The following is an 18840-nucleotide window of genomic DNA, read 5'->3' as shown; positions in this document are numbered from 1 at the left end:
TACGAATGGAATCTCCGGATCATACCGATCCTTGTGTAGTAAATTTACTAAAAAGAAGATATAATTTTGATAAAGATTTGTTTAATTCAGTCGATGTATGGAGCGGAATCAGATGAAAAAATTAACAATCGAAGATGTGGCGCAGAAGGCGGGCGTGTCGAAAAGCACGGTCTCGCAGTTTTTGAACAAGCGCTACAAGTATATGAGCGAGGCGACGAGGAACCGGATCTCCGAGGTGATTGACGAACTGAATTATCAGCCGAACGGGCTGGCGCGGGGTCTGAAACGCAACCGGACGAACACGGTCGGCGTCGTCGTGGGGGATATTAATTACTCACTGTCCATTCAGTGTATCCATGCCATTGAGAACGAGCTTCAGTTAAGCGGAAATCAGGTGATGATTTGCAACGCGGACGAGAATCCGGACAAGGAGGCCAAATACGTCGAAACGCTGATGTCCCGGCAGGTGGACGGTCTGATCGTTTTTCCGACAGGGGATGATTCGTCGATCTATCAACGCCTGCTTGACGAACAGTATCCGCTGGTGTTTATGGACCGGCTTATGGAGGGGATTGCGACGCAGAGCCTGCTGGTGGACAATGAGATGGCGGTCAAGATGGCCTTTAAGGAATTCATCCGGCACGGGCATGAGCGGATCGCTCTTCTGACACTGCCGGCAGGCCGGTATGCAATTACCCCGCGCAAGGAACGGGCCTTCAGCTACCGGAGATCGGTCGAGGAAGCGGGGATTGAGTGGCGGGAAGAGTATGTGTGCAGCGCGCCGAGGGAAGAAATGGGCGAAGCGCTGGAGCGCCTGCTGTCTCTGCCGGAGCCTCCAACCGCCCTGCTCGCGGCCAACGATATCGCGCTTGCCGAAATGCTGAAGTACGCGAATCGGCGGTCCATGTCCATTCCGAGGGATCTATCGGTCATCGGCATCGACGACGCAGAGTTCGCGGAGATCTACAATCCCGCAATTACGACGGTGCGCCAGCCCGCATATGAAATGGGCGTACAGGCCGCGAAAATCCTCCTTGCCGGCATAGAAGACACGGGTACCTCTGTGCCGATAACCTACCGGTTCCCCCCGACCCTTATAAAGAGACAGTCGGTCCTGGCTGCGCCAAAATCCGAATAAACCGGTTTATAAAAACCAGGGACATCATCCGTTTCAGCGGATTCATGTCCCTGGCGGTTCTTCGAGGGAGTGCCGGGTATGGATCGGAAGCGTTTCGTCCGAAGCTCTAGGTCCAGAACCTTCGGACGAATCGTCCGGGTTGAAACGCTCCGGTCAGACGGCGCCCGCGTTCATGAACTGTTCCAGCCGCTCCCGGGTGGGCAGTCCGTCCATATCGCCCGGCGACATGACCGCTAACGCACCGATAGCATTGCCCCGTCTCACCGCTTCCGCCACGGGGAGCTTCTCCAGCAGCGCGCTGATCACACCGACCGCAAACCCATCGCCAGCGCCCACCGTGTCAACGACCTGATCGACCTTGAACCCCGGCATAAAGCCTTCTGAATCGGAGGATTTGTAGTATGACCCTTCCGGTCCCAGCTTGATGACGACCAGGGAGACGCCCTGATTCAGATAGAAGGAGGCGATTTGCTCCGGCTCCGTAAGTCCGGTCAGAATGCGGCTTTCGCCGAGGCCGGGGAGGAACCAGTCGCAGCGTGTGGCCAGATCATTGATCGTCTCCACCATGGTCTTGGTATCCGGCCAAAGGGAGGGGCGCAGGTTGGGATCCAGCGATACAGTTTTGCCGCTGCGCTTCATGAATTCCATGGCGTGTATGGAGAATTCGCGGCATTCCTGAGAGATTGCCGAGGAAATGCCGGTAACGTGCAGATGTCCCGCCGAAGCGAAGTAGGACTCGTCGAAATCCGTAAGTCCCAGTGTGGAGGCAGCCGAATGTTTGCGGAAATATTCCACCTTCGGATCGCCAGCGGTTACCTTTGATTTGATTAATATGCCGGTCGGATTTTCGCTGGAGAATGTGACGCTAGAGGTATCAATCCCTTCTTTGTTTAACGCTTTCAAAATGAAGGTTCCGAAGCTGTCCTCGCCTAGCTTGGTTACATAGCCGACTTTATGCTCCAGCCGCGACAATCCGGAAGCGACATTGCTTTCCGCTCCGGCCAACGCTTTCGAGAAAGACATCGCTTCGTCCAGCGGTCCGGTCTCGTTGGCATAAAACATAGCCATCGGCTCGCCGAAAGTGACTGCATCCAATCGTTTATTCATTTTGGGCTCCTCCTAGGGGGGATAGGAAATATCCTGTACTTGGTAATCTGTAGTCTTATTTTGAGGGTATCATATAAATCGGTTTTGTACAATAACAAGAGCTTAAGTGGTGGAGATTCTTTTGTGAATTAATGATGTGAATTGCTGGAATATTCCTTGATTATCAACGGTTAACCCCTGTTTTTAACGGATTAGTCCTGTTGCGTCCCCAAAAAAGACATTGACTCTGCCTACGGTTGTTATTACTATTTTATTGTTGTAAGCAAGGGATTTATTACTGAATTTGATAAAATAATTTATTAGAATTTAGTAATTTATTATCTAATGTGAGAGGAAGTATAGGAATGAAAAAGTTAAAAGTGCTGCAGAATGTAGTGTCGGTCGGTGTGGTCGCTGTCATCCGGGCGGACAACGCCGAAGATGCTTTCCGCATGTCGGAAGCGTGTATTAAAGGCGGACTGACCAATATTGAGGTGACGTTTACGACGCCTGAGGCGGATGTCGCCATCAAAAGGCTTGTCGCCGAATATGGAGACCAGGCGGTCATCGGAGCGGGCACGGTGCTGGACCCGATTACAGCCCGGATTGCGATTCTGGCCGGTTCGGAATTCGTAGTCAGCCCTTCTTTTGAAGAAGAGACCGCCAAAATCTGCAACCTGTACGGAATTCCGTACATGCCGGGCACCTTGACGCTGGATGAAATGAAGGAAGCGCTGAAGCTCGGCGTCGATGTGCTGAAGCTGTTCCCAGGCAGCGCCTTCGGCCCTGACATCGTTAAGGCCGTCAAGGGACCGATGCCGCATGTGAATATTATGCCTACAGGCGGCGTCGATCTGGACAATATGGAGAAATGGATTCGGGGAGGCTGTATTGCGGTGGGAATCGGCGGCAATTTGACCGCTCCGGCCAAAGAAGGCCGCTACGATCTCATCACCGAGCTGGCCGCCAAGTATGTGGCGAAGTTCCAGGAGATTAAGGCAAGCTCCGTGAAGTAGTTCCCGCTGGACAGGAGCCGCTTTCCTAATTGGAAGGCGGTTTTTTGGCGTCCCCTGGATCGAATCATTTTGCGCGAGGAATTCACGGGATTAAAAGAGGCGCAATATGTCATTTTTGTAATAAAATTAGGATGACGGAATGTTTGATTGCCCCATCGTTTCCCTGTATGCTTAGAAAGGTGTGCGCCTAGAAATCAGGCCGTTTATATTTGAAACGATTTAACTCCACGAAAGACGCAGTTATCAAATTCCGGTATTCCAAAAAGTTATTACAGATTGCAACAATTCAGCGGTCTTGCGCGTCAGTAAGATTGCATAGAGAGGGGGAACCTTCGTGGTGGAGCAGGGACTCATCAGAGCCGCTCAATCGGGCGATCGCGACGCTCTAATCACCCTATTGCGAGAAATTGAAGGCCATGTGTACAAGACGGCCTTTTACATTTTGCATAATGAGCAGGATGCGCTGGACGCTTCGCAGGAGGCATTAATCCGGGTATACACCAAAATCGGCTCCTATGAAGAGAAGGCCCAGTTCAAGACCTGGGTTCAGCGGATCGTGACCAATATATGCATTGATAAATTCAGAAAAACAAAGCCGACGGTTTCCATTGACGAGCATGAGCTGGTGTTCAAGGACAAGCAAAATGTGGAACGGGAAGTGCTGTCCACTTATTTGGCGGAGGATATCCGCGAAGCGATTGACCAGCTGCCCGAGCATCACCGTACGGTTATCGTGCTGCGTTATTTGCAGGATTTTTCTTACAACGAGATAGCGGACTGCCTGGATCTGCCGCTGAACACGGTGAAATCCTATCTGTTTAGGGCAAGACAGCAGCTGCAAAACAGACTTCAGGAGTATCAGAAAGGTGGTGTATCGGGATGAACTGCGCGGAGGTGATGGAATGGATGCACCGTTATTTGGATCATGATTTGAGTCCGGATGAGAGTCTTGAAATGTTCCGTCATATCGACAATTGCCCTTCCTGCGCGGAATTGTTCGAGCGGTTGAACGCGCTCTCCAAAGAGCTGGAGCAGCTCCCCGACGTTAGCCCGCCTTTCAGTCTGGTGGATTCGATTCTGCCAAAGCTTGAGGCCATTGACCGGGAGGCTGACGTTATGGCCGCTAGTCCCGCGGAAGAACCGCAGGCCCAGCCCATGAGCCGCAAGGCGTCGCGGGCGAGGAACCGGAGCTCCTCTCTCGCACCCCGTTTCGGAATAGGCATAGCCGCTGCGGCGGTGGTGCTTGCCATTGCGATTTTCAACATGCCGGAGAAGCTGCCGGGCGCCCAGGTAGACGAGGAGATGAACAGCAGTGCGCAGCTTAAGCGAAGCGAATCGGCTGCAGATAGCAGCGGAGACGATGCCGCTACGAAACAGACATTTGGCGCAGAGGCAGGAAGCTCCCCGGCAGGAGAGAACTCCACTCCGGACGATAACGGAGCGTCGATCATGGCTGCGCCGGACAGTTCTTCCCCGGCCGAAGGCGGGCAGACCGGGCAGGGCGGGGGAGCCGCGCCGGAAACCGCCGATCCTGCTGAGAGATCAACGGACAACCGGAAGGGTGAACCGACCAAGAGTAAGGCGCCGGGTACGGAACACGGAGGTGTTTCCAAAAGAATGGCGACTCCTCCGGCAACGGCCGAAACGTCGGAATCTCCGAACGCCGATCAGGAGCTGAGCGATAGCCAAAGCGATCCAATGATACCGGAGAATACGCTGCAAGCCCCGAGCTTCAAAGAAGGAGCCGCAGGAATTATGGGGATCGCACCGATCGAAACCCCGCCCGGTTCGCCTGCTGAGTCCCCGTCCTGGACGTCTCACGACGGCCGGTATACCGCGGTGATCGAGGGGCAGAAACTCGTGATATACCGCGCCGCAGGGAACAGTGCAGAGGGAAGACAGGCTGTTGACACGATTTCCTTTGAAGGCGCATGGGTCTCCGGCGAATGGTCGGCCGACAGCCGCCAGTTTACTTATGTGACGTCAGCGGAAGGCAAAGAACTGCGCGGCGCTTATACCGTACCGCAGGAGACTCCGGCCCATTCAGCCGCCCCGTCGGCATCGGGTCCGGCGGCACCGGCATCCCCGCCGCCGTCACCGTCGCCGGAAGCTTCAACAAAACAGTGAAAAGCTGGCACGTTTTGCAGTCTGCTGAATACAATACAGTATGACAGGAATTGCCGTGGAGCGGCAGTTCCCGGGTGAAGACATCGGTATGACCGGCGGCTGGGAAGTTTCTAGAGCTTCCCGCCCCGTCGTTTATATAGATGAGCCGCGTAAGAGCGAGGAGGCTCCGGCATGGTTGCCGGGGTCTCTTCGCTTTTGCTTGTACACTCACGGATTGTCCAGGATTCGCGCTCTTACGCGCCGGTTCGTTTTTTGTTAAACTATTGGAACGAACATTCTCGGCAACAAAGCAGATATGAAAAAAAGGAAGTGGCGCAGCATGGATGCCAAAGCGGCGGCCAAAGAAATCAAGCAGGGGAAGTTCTCCCCCATCTATTGTTTATATGGAAGCGAAAAATTCCGCATGAACGAATTTGCGGCTTTTTTGGAGAGCGAGCTGATTGCAAAGGAGGACCGCGATTTCGCGGTGGTTCCGTTCGATCTTTCCGAGACGCCGATTCAGGCGGTGGTGGAAGAGGCCGAGACCGTGCCGTTTATGGTGCCCCGCAAGCTGCTGGTGGTCCGGGACGCCTCGCTGTTCACGGCGGGCAAGGATAATGCCAAGCTGGAGCACCGCCCCGAGGTTCTTCAGGAATACTTATCCAGTCCCGCCGAATTCAGCGTGATCGTCTTTCTGGTGAACAGCGACAAGCTCGATGAGCGCAAAAAAATCGTCAAGGCGCTGAAATCGGCCGGGACTGTGCTGGCTTTCAACCCTTTGGGCGCGGAGGAGCTGCTCCGCTGGGTGGAGAAAGGCATCCGCGACCGCGGCAGCGAAGCCGCTCCGGGGGCGGCCGAAGCGCTCATCGCTTCCGCCGGAACGGGGCTTCAGGGACTGTCGGCGGAGATGGACAAGCTGTGCCTGTTCGCAGGCCCCGGGGGAACGGTGGACTCTGCCGCTATAGAGAGTCTAGTGCCGCGCGGAACGGAGCAGAATGTGTTCACGCTGGTGGAGGACATTGCCAACCTGCGGCTGGACAGAGCTGTAGGAACGCTGCATGAGCTGCTCAAGCAGCGGGAGGAGCCGATCAAGATCGCCGCGCTCATCGCGCGGCAGTTCCGGATCATTTTGCAGGTCAAGGACTTGTCTTCGCAGAGCTATACTCAGGGGCAAATCGCTTCCCAGCTCGGGCTTCATCCGTATGCCGTCAAGCTGGCCGGAGAGCAGGCCCGCAAGTTCCGCGGGGAGCAGCTGAGAGAGATTTTGAGTCTCCTCGCCGACCTGGATTTCCAGATGAAGACGGGCGGTATCGATAAGGTGCTGGGGCTGGAGCTGTTCATGCTGCGGCTTGGCGCCGGAAGAACGGCTTAAGAACTCTATCTATGTAAACTATCTTCCTTGATTCTCGTAATAGGCCTGGTCCGCATGCGCGTGGTCGGTCCCCTTCAGGTAGGAGAGAATCAGCTTCGGATGCCTGACAAGAAACCAGTCTCCTGCTTGATCGAACTTTCGGCAGGAGGTAATCATATAGGCTTTGGTCAACGTTCCGTATTTTTTCCCGAAGCGCTTTCCGTAGGTCTTGAGCCTCCGGGCAAAGTCGGCATCCTCGGACATCAGCATATTCTCATTAAAGCCGCCGATGGCATCGAAGTCGCTCTTTCGGCACCAGAATATACCGACTGAGATCGCTCCGTATTTAATTGCCATAGGAACGAGAAGCGCCAGCGCGGATACGGCGATACCAAAGCTCATTCTTTCGAATCTTCCGGTCGTGCCGCCGCCTATGTATTTCCCCGTCGAGAGATGCCACTCGATTTCGGAGAGCATATTGGCCGTCATTCGGCTGTCCGCGTCGATCGTCACAAGAATTTCTCCCCGTGCCGCCGCCGCGCCGCTGTTGCGGATCTGCGATAAATTTTTGCGGTCGTCGCGTACAATGATGCAGTTATACGAGCGTGCGATGTCTTCCGTCCTGTCGGTACAGCGGTTTAGAATAACTATAACCTCAACTCGTCCGATGCTGTTGGCTGAGGCGTTCGCGATGGAGTCCAGGCATTTTGTAATGTACTTTTCTTCGTTATGGGCGGGAATCAGGACCGAGAATAAGATCTCTTCCGTTTCCTCCGCTCCGGCGAACATGGGTTGTTTCATTAAGATTTCATCTCCTATTTTCGGATGCCGTCAAGCAGGATGTCCGTCATTTTGCGGTACATCCGTTTCGCATTTTCCTTATCCATAAAACGCGAATTGTTCGCCAATCCCGAGTAACAGCTCAGCAGGGCAAAAGCCATTTCTCCGGACTCCTGCTGCTTGAATTCTCCGCGCTCGATTCCTTCCCGGATCATCTCTTCGAAACGCTGCACATAGCCCGCAATTATCGCCCCGAATTTCTGGACTGCTTCAGAATCCGCCCCGGTGGTTGCGATAAAATCCTCGCCCGCTTTGGTAAGAGAAAGATCCACATTGTCGGCAAAAAGCTCGCTGTAAGCATACAGCTTTTCGACCGCCGAAGAGAACCGGACGGAGCGGGTATCCCAGTCTTTCCAGGAATCCATGAAGGCAGCTTCGGCCAGATGGACAAAAAGATCCTCTTTATTTTTAAAATGATGATAAATGCTGCCTTTGCTTAGACCCGTTGCCGTGCAAATATCACTGATCGAAACACCTTTGTATCCTTTTTGCGAAAAAAGGGCTTTGGCATGGAGAAGGATGGTTTCTTTGGTCTGAACCGAATCATAAGCCCGTTGTTTAGCTGTCAAACCCGGAAGGCCTCCTTTTATTAAGATACCGAACGTTCGGTATGTTTAGAGGATATAATTTCCAATGGATTGTGTCCAGTGAAGGATTTGTGAATGGAAGGAGCGGGAGGAAAGAATGGAGAGGAGAACGAACAACAAAAAAACCTGAACCGCGTCATCGGGAGCGGTCAGGTTCTTCAATTGCTCGATATAGAAGCTCTTAGCCCTGAGCGGAAAGAGCGTTCAGTTTCTTCGCCAAGCGGGATTTCTTGCGGGCAGCCGCATTTTTATGAACCAGACCTTTAGTTACAGCCTTGTCCAGCTTCTTAGAAGCAGCTTGAATAGCAGCTTTGGCAGTTTCTACTTCCGTACCTTCCACCGCGAGGTCGGCAGCTTTGACAGCTGTACGAAGGGCGGACTTTTGGGAAGCGTTCAGCGCACGGCGTTTTTCCGTTGTCTTAACGCGTTTTACCGCGGATTTAATGTTTGGCATTGCATTCACCTCCTGTAAGGCATTCGGAAATCATCAAAATGATTCACAACTTAAAATAGTTTAGCATGCAGAGCGGCAAAATGCAACAAGGAACCATGTAAATTCCCCGTCTCTTTTTGCATAATCCTGCCTCTCCTCCCGCACACTAGTAGTCAGGAAGAAACTTGATTTCTTATTATTTAAAAAGGATAGGAGGCGCATAACGTATGGAACTGGATCTGCAGCTTTATTCAGTGCGTACCGACTTGGCGGTAGAGTCCAAGGAAATGGCCCAGCGCTTGAGCAACATGCCGATTCCCGGGGTGAACGAGGAAGTGGAGGAGTCGGATGGGATCAAAATAACACGGCTTGCCGTGAGCAACGATGCCGGCTCCCAGCAAATCGGGCGGGCGATCGGCAATTATGTCACGCTGGAAATTCCCGGACTGCGGGGCGGAGATACGGGACTTCAGCAAAAAGTGTCCGAGGCCTTCGCCCGCGAGTTCGAAAGCTTTATGTCACGGATCGGAATCGGCAAAAATGCGTCCGTGCTCATTGTCGGGCTCGGCAACTGGAACGTGACTCCGGACTCGCTCGGGCCCCTCGTGGTGGAGAACGCCCTGATTACCCGCCAATTTTACGAGCTGATGCCGGATCAAGTATCCCCGGGCTACCGGAACGTCAGCGCCGTCGCTCCCGGCGTGCTGGGACTTACCGGGATTGAATCGAGCGAGATCGTTCAGGGGATTGTCGAGCGCACGAAGCCGGACGCTATTATTGCCATTGATGCTCTAGCCTCCCGTTCGCTGGAGCGGGTCAACACGACGATCCAAATTGCCGATATCGGCATTCACCCCGGCTCCGGCATCGGCAATAAACGGCGCGGGCTGACGCGCGAGGTGCTGGGCATCCCTTGTATCGCCATCGGCGTGCCGACGGTATGCTATGCCTCCACCATTGTGGGCAACGTGCTGGAAATGATGAGAAGCCACTTCGGCGGGGCAGACGGCCGGACCAAGGAAATTATGGGGCTGCTGGACAGCATTTCGGAGCAGGAGCGGCTGGCTTTGGTCAAGGAAGTGCTGGAGCCGCTCGGCCATGATCTGATTGTAACGCCGAAGGAAATCGACGAATTTATCGAAGATATCGCCAACGTTGTGGCCACCGGACTGAATGCGGCGCTGCATGACGCCGTCGATCCCGGAAATGTCGGGGCTTATACCCACTGATCCAGCCAAATCAGCCTCGTCCGGTTTGCTGGGGACGAACAGGCGATTGTTCCGATGAACGGCCATTCTTTTACAGCGCCTCACGAGGACGGTATTTACTATTACGGAGTGTTGGCTTTTTGGAAGACGGAGGATGGTTTCTATTCCACAGGCGATACCTCTTCTGAGTTCAAGATCGAGGTAACCTCCGGAGATCAATAAAAGAAAGTGTATAGGGTGAGCGGGCCTGATTGGCCAGCTCTTTTTTTGTGGGGAGAAAAAGTGGGGAGAAAGCATCGCCGCGTTTAGCGGGGGATTTTGTCTTTCTTTCGTTCTACCGTCTCTCTTCCGCTCATAGATTTGAAGTATAAGAGATTACAGCGAGCTTGAGGAGGACATAACAATAATGAACAGAAAATGGTTTCATCTGTGGAACATCGGCCGTTTGCGTTCCAAGGTCCTTGACGCTTTGGCGCTTGGCAGGACGATGCTGCTCCTCGCCATAGGTTCCCTGGTCTTCTTCATCCTGCTGGGAACCGGGGGCATGGCGGGAGAGAGGCTGGATAACTCGCCGCTTCCTTCGATGAAAGGTCTTGCGGCTTCCCTCTCCGGCGGCCTGTTTAAGGAGCTTCTCGGGATGGAGGTCCCGCATCTGCCCAAGTCGAAGGAATCCTCCGCGCTGTCGGGAGGGAATGTCACGAGCTTCGTGTTTCAGCTTCTGACCAGCGTGAACCCGGGGGACCCGAAAAGCCTGCTGTCCCGGGAGGTCCCGGGGATGGCCGCTGACGACGCCGTGCTGCTGCGCAAAGGCTCCGGCGGAGTAGAGGGCGCTCCGGTCGATTATCATCCCGGAGCGGACGAGCCGGCGGAAGCGACGCCGGCGCCGACATCCGGGGGAAGCGGCGGCATGCAAGAGTCGCCGCTGCCGGAGAACAGCGACGCTCCGGCGCCGTCCTCCGCTCCCGCCCAGGAAAGTGGATCTGCAGGCACGGAGTTGAAGCGGATTATGATCTACCATTCCCATCCACGCGAAGCGTACAATCCGCTGCTCTCCACCAAGAGCGACAATCCCAGCTCCGCAGACCCTTCCAAAAATGTCATGATGGTCGGGTCCTACATCACCCAGCAGCTCGAGAAACGGGGCATCGGTACTCTCCATTCCACGGTGGACTATGCCACCAGGGTTGCCGATTACAACTGGAACTTTTCCTATAAATACTCCCGCGTGACCGTCAAATCGGCGATGAGCGAGAATGAGGGAATGACCGAATTGATCGACATTCACCGCGACTCGCAGCGGCATGACAAGACGACTACGGTTATCGGCGGAAAAAGCTACGCGCAGGTGTATTTTATTCTCGGCCGTTCGAACAAGGACTGGAAGAAGAATGAGGAGTTCGCCAATAAAATTCATCAGCTTCTGGAGAAGCGCTACCCGGGAGTTTCCCGCGGTATCTGGGGCAAATCGTCGGGCAAGGGCAACAACGGGGAGTATAACCAGTCGATGTCGCCGAACAGCGTCCTGATCGAGGTGGGCGGCATAGACAGCACTGAAGCCGAGCTGAAGGCAACCTCCGATATCCTGGCAGATGCCATCGCGGATTTATATTGGAGCAGTCATAAGGCGGAAAAAGCAAACGCCGAGGGCGGAACGGCAACGGCGCCGGCCGCGCAATAACAGGCAGACGCCGTCCGTTTAACAGTACGAATGTTCCGGGCCGGGGGCATGCAAGAATGGAATGAAAGGGTGGGTAAAGATGTCTCGATTCGGAAAAAAGATGTTGGCAGTCGGCATTTGGGCCGGAATCGGCGTACTGGTGGGCATGCAGTTCGGCGGGAGCGGCGGAACTTCATCTTCTCCCGTTCCGGGCTGGAGCGTCATTTCCGGAGGCGTTCAGAACACGGCGCCGGTCCCGCAGCCCCAGAACGGGACGGTCACCGGGCTTCAGGTGCAAAGTGACGGAAAAGGGGGATACATCTACGTCCCTGTAACCCTTGCACCCTCGGCCGTTCCGCAAGTCCAGACTCCGGCAGCGGAGCAGCCCGCGGCCGGCACCCCATCGTCCCCGGCAAGCGCTCAGCAGCAGACGGTCCCGAACTACAGCAGCACGCTTACGCCGGGGCAGATCCTTATTCCCGGTGAGAATAAATCCACGGTGGACGAGCTGGCGGACAAGACGGCGGGACTGCTTCAGCATGCCTCGCAGCGGGGAATCCGCTGGGTGGTCTCGCTGTTCGATTCTTCCGAATAAACGCGGCAAGATTATGGGTGCCGGATTGCTGGGGGGAACATGTACTGCTATAATAAGATGATTAACAACAGCCTGTCTGTGGGGGTAAGGAATGACTGACGTTAAGAAAAGGCAAGAACAAATCCGCAATTTCTCGATAATTGCACATATAGACCACGGCAAGTCGACGCTGGCCGACCGGATTCTGGAGTACACCGGAGCGCTCACTTCCCGCGAAATGCAGGAGCAGGTGCTCGACCAGATGGACCTTGAGCGCGAACGCGGTATTACGATCAAGCTGCAGGCCGTTCGCCTCACGTATCGCGCCGACGACGGGGAAGAATATCTGCTCAACCTGATCGACACGCCGGGGCATGTCGATTTCACCTATGAAGTTTCGCGAAGCCTCGCGGCCTGTGAAGGCGCGCTGCTCGTTGTAGACGCGGCCCAGGGCATCGAGGCCCAGACGCTGGCCAACGTCTACCTGGCGCTGGACAACAATCTGGAAATTTTGCCGGTCGTCAACAAGATCGATCTGCCGAGCGCGGACCCGGAGCGGGTCAAGCAGGAGATCGAGGACGTCATCGGCCTGGACGCGAGCGAGGCGGTGCTAGCTTCCGCCAAGGCGGGCATCGGCATCAAGGAGATTCTGGAGCAGGTGGTCAAACAGGTACCGCCGCCTTCGGGAGATCCCGAACAGCCGCTGAAGGCGCTGATCTTCGACTCGCATTACGACCCGTACAAAGGGGTAATCGTCTATGTCCGGGTAGTTGACGGCAGCATCCGCGCCGGCTCGAAGATCAAGATGATGGCGACGGACAAGACCTTCGAGGTTATTGAAGTCGGCGCGTTTATGCCGCGAATGAGCATCGTCAGCGAACTGAACGTAGGCGATGTAGGCTTTATCGTTGCTGGCATCAAGCATGTTGGCGATACCCGGGTCGGCGATACCGTGACGGACGCCAAGCGCCCGACGCTCGAGCCGCTGCCCGGCTACCGGAAGATCAATCCGATGGTATACTGCGGGCTCTATCCGATCGAGACGTCGGATTATAACGATCTGCGCGAGGCGCTGGAGAAGCTGCAGCTTAACGACGCGTCGCTGAGCTTCGAGCCCGAGACGTCAAGCGCGCTCGGCTTCGGCTTCCGCTGCGGATTCCTCGGCCTGCTGCATATGGAGATTATCCAGGAGCGCATTGAACGGGAGTTCAATATTCCGCTCATTACGACGGCGCCGAGCGTTATTTATCGGATCAAGCTGACAAACGGCGAAATGATCGAGATCGACAACCCGTCGAACTATCCGGAGATCGGCAAGATCGAGTATGTCGAGGAGCCTTACGTCAAGGCGGCCGTTATCGTGCCTAACGATTTTGTCGGCACCGTCATGGAGCTGTGCCAGAACAAGCGCGGCGAATTCGTGAATATGGAATACCTGGACGCGAACCGGGTGACCATCACTTATCAAATTCCGCTGTCGGAAATCGTCTACGATTTCTTCGACCAGCTGAAATCCGGAACGAAGGGCTATGCGTCCTTCGATTATGAGCTTTCCGGTTACCGCCAGTCGAACCTGGTGAAGATGGACATTCTGCTTAACGGCGAACAGGTCGATGCCCTGTCGTTCATCGTGCACCGCGACCGCGCTTATAACCGCGGCCGTATCATTTGCGAGAAGCTGCGCGGCATCATTCCGCGCCAGATGTTCGAGGTGCCGATTCAAGCTTCGGTCGGAACGAAGGTCGTTGCCCGCGAGACGGTGAAGGCGATGCGCAAGAACGTGCTTGCCAAGTGCTACGGCGGCGACATTTCGCGGAAGCGGAAGCTGCTGGAGAAGCAGAAGGAAGGCAAGAAGCGCATGAAGCAGGTCGGCAGCGTCGAGGTGCCGCAGGAAGCGTTCATGGCGGTGCTCAAGATCGACGAGTAGACATTCAGGCAAATATTGCAGCTTATTTCATCCAGGGAAGCCAAAACGGCTTCCCTTTTCATCTAAGGAGGACAGCTATGACCAACCTGTCAGGCTTGCAAGGGAGCCGTCCGCCCGAGGCGGTGTACATTCATATTCCTTTCTGCACGAACAAGTGCTTTTATTGCGATTTTAACTCTTATGTATTGAAGGATCAGCCCGTCATGGATTATCTTCGTGCGCTGGAGCAGGAGATGGAGCTCACTGTCCGTGATAATCCGCCGGGTGTGATCCGCAGTATTTTTGTGGGCGGCGGGACGCCTACGGTGCTGAAGCCGGAGGAGATGGAGTATTTTCTGAAGACGGTGCGCACCTACCTCCCGAACTGGGCGGAGGATATCGAGTTCTCGATGGAGGCAAATCCCGGCACAACCGATCCGGACAAGCTGGCGGTCATGAAGGCGGGCGGGGTGAACCGCGTCAGCTTTGGCGTTCAGGCGTTCCAGAACGAGCTGCTTAGCGGGATCGGCCGCATCCACAACACCGACGATGTCTACCGCAGCCTTGACAATGCCCGCGCCGCAGGGCTCACCAACCTGTCGATTGACCTGATGTTCGGCCTGCCGAACCAGACGGTCGATATGCTGGGCGAGAGCATCAAGCGGGCGCTTGCCCTCGGCCTGCCCCATTACTCCATTTACAGCCTCAAGGTGGAGGAGAACACGCTGTTTCATACGCTTTTTAACAAGAATCAGCTGCCGCTTCCTACAGAAGAGGATGAGCTGGCGATGTATCTGCTGCTGATGTCTTCCATGGAAGAGGCGGGCTACGGGCAGTATGAAATCAGCAACTTCGCCAAGCCCGGAATGGAGAGCCGCCATAATATCACTTACTGGCGCAATCAGGATTACTACGGTCTGGGGGCCGGAGCGCACGGATATGCGCGGCGCATGCGGCATATCAATGTGAAGGGCGTGAGCCCATATATTGAGGCGTCAAAGAACGGCCTGCCCCGGCTGAATGCTTACCCGGTAACGCAGGAAGAGGCCATGGAGGACTTCATGATGGTGGGCCTGCGAATGCGGGAGGGCGTGACCGGCGAAGCTTTCCGGAAGCAGTTCGGCCAGCAGCTGGAGGACGTATTCGGAAGACCGCTGCAAAAAATGCTGAGCGCCGGTCTGCTTGAACAAGAAGGCGGAAACTACCGATTGAGCCGCCAGGGCATTTTATTCGGAAACGATGTGTTCGGAGAATTTGTCGGAGTTTTGACGGAAATTTAATTTTTAAAATACCTATTGAATCCTAATTCACCATGTTGTATATTTATTCATAGTTATTTATGGAGGAGTGAAGCACAGTGCTTGCCAAGCCGAGACCCGCAGAGCCGGAACCAACGTCCGCAGCTATTTGCAGAAGCGCTACTTTGGAAGATGTTGAGCCGTTGTATTTGATGATAGAAGAGTATGCGCAGCGCGGGATCATGCTGCCCCGTTCCCGAAAGGTACTGGAGAGGCAGATTGATCAGTTCGTTGTAGCGGAAGTTAACGGCAGGGTTGTAGGCTGCGGTTCGCTGTGCCGCCTTGGAAATGATCTTGTCGAGATTCGTTCGCTCGGCCTGCGTGATGAGTGCAAGGGTCAAGGGATCGGCTCCATGATTGTGGAGGAGTTGACCAAGGAAGCGAGACGCCAGAAGATTCCGAAGATTATGGCGCTGACTTATGCCGTCAACTTCTTCCTGAAGAACGGATTTCATATCGTCAACAAGGAGATTTTTCCCGAAAAGGTATGGACCGACTGCGTCAACTGCTCCAAGCAGCATGCCTGCGACGAAATCGCCGTTCTCAAAATGCTGGACTAACTTAATAGAATAAATCGGCCGTTCTCGCCAGACATTTAACCGTCTGAAGGAGAGCGGCTTTTTGGTATCGTCAAAGAGGGATCCGGCATTCTTCGGGAGACCCTGTCAGGGTGTTGCTTAACGTTCACACAAATCATGCCGAACGCTTAACAGTGCCGGATTGGAAGGGTAAATACAACTATAATAGTCAAGAATAAAACACATGTCTTATTAGAATGCCTTTCAAGAGAGGAGCGGTATGGATGGAGTTCTATCGCAGTACTGTGCATGCAGTTCTCAAGGAGGTGAACGGAACTGATGCCGGCCTAACGGCGGAGGAAGCCCGGAAGAGGCTTGAGTCGGGCGGATATAACGAGCTGAAGGGAAGGGAAAGGGTCCCGGTCTGGAAGCTTTTTTTGGAAAATTTTAAAGATCCGCTTGTTGTTGTGCTGTTGGTAGCCGCCGGGGTTCAGGCAGCGCTCGGTCATGTTGTTGAAGCCCTGATTATTTTCTTTGTACTCCTGCTCAACGCGGTGATCAGCGTGGTTCAGACCCTTAAAGCCGAAAGCTCGCTGGATGCGCTGCGCCAGCTGGCGGCCCCGGAAGCCAAGGTGATCCGCAGCGGCGAGACGAGTAGAATTCCGGCGCGTGAATTGGTCAGGGGCGATTTTGTGCTGCTTGAGGCCGGCGATTACGTGCCGGCGGACGGACGCATCCTGAAGAGTGAAAGTCTGAAGGTTGAGGAAGGGATGCTTACCGGAGAATCGGAAGCCGTAGAGAAGCATGAGGATGTAATCGATTCGGAGGTTCCATTAGGGGACCGGCGTAATATGGTATACAGCGGATCTTTAATCGTATACGGGCGCGGCAGCTTTGTTGTGACAGGGACCGCGGCTGATACCGAAATCGGCAAAATCGCGGGACTTATCGAGAGTGCCGAAGCGAAAAGCACGCCGCTTCAGCGCAAGCTGGAAAGCTTCGGCAAGAGACTCGGCATCGTCATTTTGCTTCTGTGCATTTTAATATTCGGCATTCAAGCTCTGCGGGCTTGGTTGTCCAGTGACGAATCGGAGATGAGCACCGCCATTCTTAATGCGCTCATGTTCGCTGTTGCGGTGGCTGTAGCCGCTATACCCGAAGCTCTGTCCTCGATTGTGACCATTGTTCTGTCGGTCGGAACGGGCAAAATGGCCAAGCACCACGCCATTATCCGGAGGCTGCCTGCCGTTGAATCACTCGGTTCGGTCAGCGTCATCTGCACGGATAAGACGGGCACCCTTACCCAGAATAAAATGACGGTTGTCGATTACTACCTGCCCGGTGCCGGCAAAAACCTGTTTCAGGACAACGACGAGGAATGGTCGGAAGGGGAAAGAAGACTGCTGCACATTGCAGTCTTATGCAATGACTCTCATATTAATGAAGAGGGAAAAGAACTCGGCGATCCGACCGAAGTCGCGCTAATTGCGTTTAGCAGCAGCAAAAATAAAGACTATATGGAAATTCGCGACAGATTTCCTAGAGAAGCGGAGATCCCGTTTGATTCGAACCGGAAGCTGATGACCACGGTTCATACCTTCAATGGACGCAAGACGATTCTTACCAAGGGCGGTCCGGATGTGCTGTTTGACCGATGCGACCGGGTGCTGCTGAACGGAGAGGAACTTCCGCTTACCGATGAGGTAAGGGCGGAATTTGTAAGGGCCAATGAAGAATTCTCCAGCCGGGCGCTTCGTGTGCTGGCTTATGCGTACAAGCCTATCGACGGGGATTCCGCAGATGTCGGCCTGGAGGATGAGCACCGGCTGGTTCTGGTCGGTCTAACGGCCATGATCGATCCTCCGCGCGATGAGGTGTATGATTCGATTGCGGAATCGAACAAAGCCGGCATCCGGACCATTATGATTACCGGAGACCACAAGACGACCGCCCAGGCGATCGGACGGGATATCGGCCTCATGTCAGGGGATGGAATTGCCGTCACCGGACAGGAACTGGATTCGATGTCCGACGAAGAACTTGACCGGAGGCTGGAATCCATCGGCGTCTATGCCCGTGTATCGCCCGAGAACAAGATCCGGATTGTAAGGGCCTGGCAGAAGAAAGGTAAAATCACAGCGATGACGGGGGACGGCGTTAATGACGCTCCGGCACTGAAGCAGGCGGATATCGGCGTAGCGATGGGCAGCGGCACCGATGTCGCGAAGGATTCGGCAGCGATGATACTGACCGATGATAATTTTGTATCCATTGTAAAGGCTGTCGGTGTTGGCCGGACGGTATTCGACAATATCAAAAAAGCGATCGCTTATTTGTTCGCCGGCAATTTGGGCGCCATAATTGCGATTTTGTTCTCCTTAATCTTTAACTGGATCAATCCGTTTACGGCCATCCAACTGCTGTTCATTAATCTGGTCAATGACTCGCTGCCCGCCATCGCGCTCGGCATGGAAAAAGCGGAGCCTGACGTCATGAAGCGCAAACCAAGAAATATTAAAGAAGGCATTTTCGCCGGAGGGACTCTTCAGGTCGTGATTACACGCGGCCTGCTAATTGGGGGAGCAGTCATTGCATCCCAGTATGTCGGTATGCAGCACTCTCAGGAGATCAGTGTGGCGATGGCCTTCACCACACTTATATTGGCCCGTACGCTGCAGACCTTTGCAGCCCGCTCGAATACCCAAACGGTGTTCCAAGCCGGATTCTTCAGCAATAAGTACGTTCTCGGAGCTGTTCTGCTGTGCCTTTGTCTGTATGGATTCACGGTTCTCCCCGGTATCCGGCAGTTCTTCTCCATTCCTGCGGAGTTCGGGCTGAGTCAGTGGCTGACCGCTGCCGGACTCGCGCTGGCCGCCGTCATTCTGATGGAAGTCGTCAAGCTGCTGAGAAAGGGTTCAACGGTCGTCAAAACCGCATCATGATTGGTTAAAGCTGGATTCCAATATATCCTGGGGGAACCTCCCTTCTCCGGTCCGGAGGCTCGTGTGTTGCGGACGGCTATCGCAGCTGTCCGCTGAGCAGAGCTGTTCAAAATCACCTGCACCGCCTTGCCGACTCACTTGACAATGTTAAGCTCGGTTTGGTATTTTTGTATTAGTGAT

General features: G+C 54.5%; 17 protein-coding genes. 13 read left to right on the top strand and 4 right to left on the bottom strand.

Translation table 11 applies throughout. From position 1 onward, the window contains the following. The first annotated feature begins 112 nt into the window (after positions 1-112). Positions 113-1138, top strand: coding sequence for a LacI family DNA-binding transcriptional regulator (locus G5B47_RS05545; protein WP_165095173.1), 1026 nt, complete (start codon positions 113-115; stop codon positions 1136-1138). Between the two features lie 153 nt (positions 1139-1291). On the opposite strand, the gene G5B47_RS05540 is transcribed toward G5B47_RS05545, so the two are convergent. Continuing rightward, positions 1292-2245: a sugar kinase gene (locus G5B47_RS05540; protein WP_165095170.1), complete on the bottom strand. Its 954-nt coding sequence runs from the start codon at positions 2243-2245 to the stop codon at positions 1292-1294. Positions 2246-2589: 344 nt separating this feature from the next. On the opposite strand from G5B47_RS05540, the gene G5B47_RS05535 reads away from it, so the two are divergent. The 4 genes from G5B47_RS05535 to holA all read left to right on the top strand — a co-directional run bounded on the left by G5B47_RS05535 (position 2590) and on the right by holA (position 6718). Beyond that, positions 2590-3240 carry a bifunctional 2-keto-4-hydroxyglutarate aldolase/2-keto-3-deoxy-6-phosphogluconate aldolase gene (locus G5B47_RS05535; RefSeq protein WP_165095168.1) on the top strand — a complete coding sequence of 217 codons (651 nt, stop codon included), beginning with the start codon at positions 2590-2592 and terminating at the stop codon, positions 3238-3240. Positions 3241-3574: 334 nt separating this feature from the next. After that, positions 3575-4123, top strand: a complete 549-nt coding sequence (locus G5B47_RS05530; RefSeq protein WP_165095165.1) for an RNA polymerase sigma factor — start codon at positions 3575-3577, stop codon at positions 4121-4123. Further along, positions 4120-5367, top strand: a complete 1248-nt coding sequence (locus G5B47_RS05525; protein ID WP_165095162.1) for a zf-HC2 domain-containing protein — start codon at positions 4120-4122, stop codon at positions 5365-5367. The genes G5B47_RS05530 and G5B47_RS05525 overlap by 4 nt, the downstream gene beginning before the upstream one ends. 319 nt (positions 5368-5686) lie before the next feature. Continuing rightward, complete coding sequence (gene holA / locus G5B47_RS05520) at positions 5687-6718, top strand: DNA polymerase III subunit delta (RefSeq protein ID WP_165095160.1); 1032 nt, start codon at positions 5687-5689, stop codon at positions 6716-6718. Between the two features lie 18 nt (positions 6719-6736). On the opposite strand, the gene G5B47_RS05515 is transcribed toward holA, so the two are convergent. The 3 genes from G5B47_RS05515 to rpsT all read right to left on the bottom strand — a co-directional run bounded on the left by G5B47_RS05515 (position 6737) and on the right by rpsT (position 8578). Next, positions 6737-7498 (bottom strand): glycosyltransferase, encoded by a 762-nt coding sequence (locus G5B47_RS05515; RefSeq protein WP_165095157.1) that lies wholly within the window; start codon positions 7496-7498, stop codon positions 6737-6739. Between the two features lie 14 nt (positions 7499-7512). Next, on the bottom strand, positions 7513-8106 hold the full coding sequence (locus tag G5B47_RS05510) for a TetR/AcrR family transcriptional regulator (protein ID WP_165095154.1): 594 nt from the start codon (positions 8104-8106) through the stop codon (positions 7513-7515). A gap of 199 nt (positions 8107-8305) precedes the next feature. After that, positions 8306-8578, bottom strand: coding sequence for a 30S ribosomal protein S20 (gene rpsT / locus G5B47_RS05505; RefSeq protein WP_025688854.1), 273 nt, complete (start codon positions 8576-8578; stop codon positions 8306-8308). A 206-nt stretch (positions 8579-8784) separates the two neighbouring features. Between rpsT and gpr the strand changes: the two genes are divergently transcribed. The 8 genes from gpr to G5B47_RS05465 all read left to right on the top strand — a co-directional run bounded on the left by gpr (position 8785) and on the right by G5B47_RS05465 (position 18660). Then, positions 8785-9786 (top strand): GPR endopeptidase, encoded by a 1002-nt coding sequence (gene gpr, locus G5B47_RS05500; protein WP_165095152.1) that lies wholly within the window; start codon positions 8785-8787, stop codon positions 9784-9786. A 54-nt stretch (positions 9787-9840) separates the two neighbouring features. After that, positions 9841-9987, top strand: coding sequence for a hypothetical protein (locus tag G5B47_RS05495; RefSeq protein ID WP_165095149.1), 147 nt, complete (start codon positions 9841-9843; stop codon positions 9985-9987). Between the two features lie 184 nt (positions 9988-10171). Beyond that, complete coding sequence (locus tag G5B47_RS05490; protein ID WP_165095147.1) at positions 10172-11443, top strand: stage II sporulation protein P; 1272 nt, start codon at positions 10172-10174, stop codon at positions 11441-11443. A gap of 79 nt (positions 11444-11522) precedes the next feature. Continuing rightward, positions 11523-12017: a hypothetical protein gene (locus tag G5B47_RS05485; protein WP_165095144.1), complete on the top strand. Its 495-nt coding sequence runs from the start codon at positions 11523-11525 to the stop codon at positions 12015-12017. Between the two features lie 91 nt (positions 12018-12108). Further along, positions 12109-13923, top strand: coding sequence for a translation elongation factor 4 (lepA, locus tag G5B47_RS05480; RefSeq protein WP_165095141.1), 1815 nt, complete (start codon positions 12109-12111; stop codon positions 13921-13923). 77 nt (positions 13924-14000) lie between these two features. Then, positions 14001-15182: a radical SAM family heme chaperone HemW gene (gene hemW, locus G5B47_RS05475; RefSeq protein ID WP_165095138.1), complete on the top strand. Its 1182-nt coding sequence runs from the start codon at positions 14001-14003 to the stop codon at positions 15180-15182. Positions 15183-15259: 77 nt separating this feature from the next. After that, positions 15260-15760 carry an N-acetyltransferase gene (locus G5B47_RS05470; protein WP_025335948.1) on the top strand — a complete coding sequence of 167 codons (501 nt, stop codon included), beginning with the start codon at positions 15260-15262 and terminating at the stop codon, positions 15758-15760. Positions 15761-16002: 242 nt separating this feature from the next. Then, on the top strand, positions 16003-18660 hold the full coding sequence (locus G5B47_RS05465; protein WP_165095135.1) for a cation-translocating P-type ATPase: 2658 nt from the start codon (positions 16003-16005) through the stop codon (positions 18658-18660). The last annotated feature ends 180 nt before the right edge of the window (positions 18661-18840 follow it).

The sequence above is a fragment of the Paenibacillus apii genome, from assembly GCF_011043685.1.
Taxonomy (GTDB): Bacteria; Bacillota; Bacilli; order Paenibacillales; family Paenibacillaceae; genus Paenibacillus_AQ; species Paenibacillus_AQ sabinae.
Note: the sequence above shows the minus strand (reverse complement) of the source record. Positions and strands in the feature narration are given on the sequence as shown.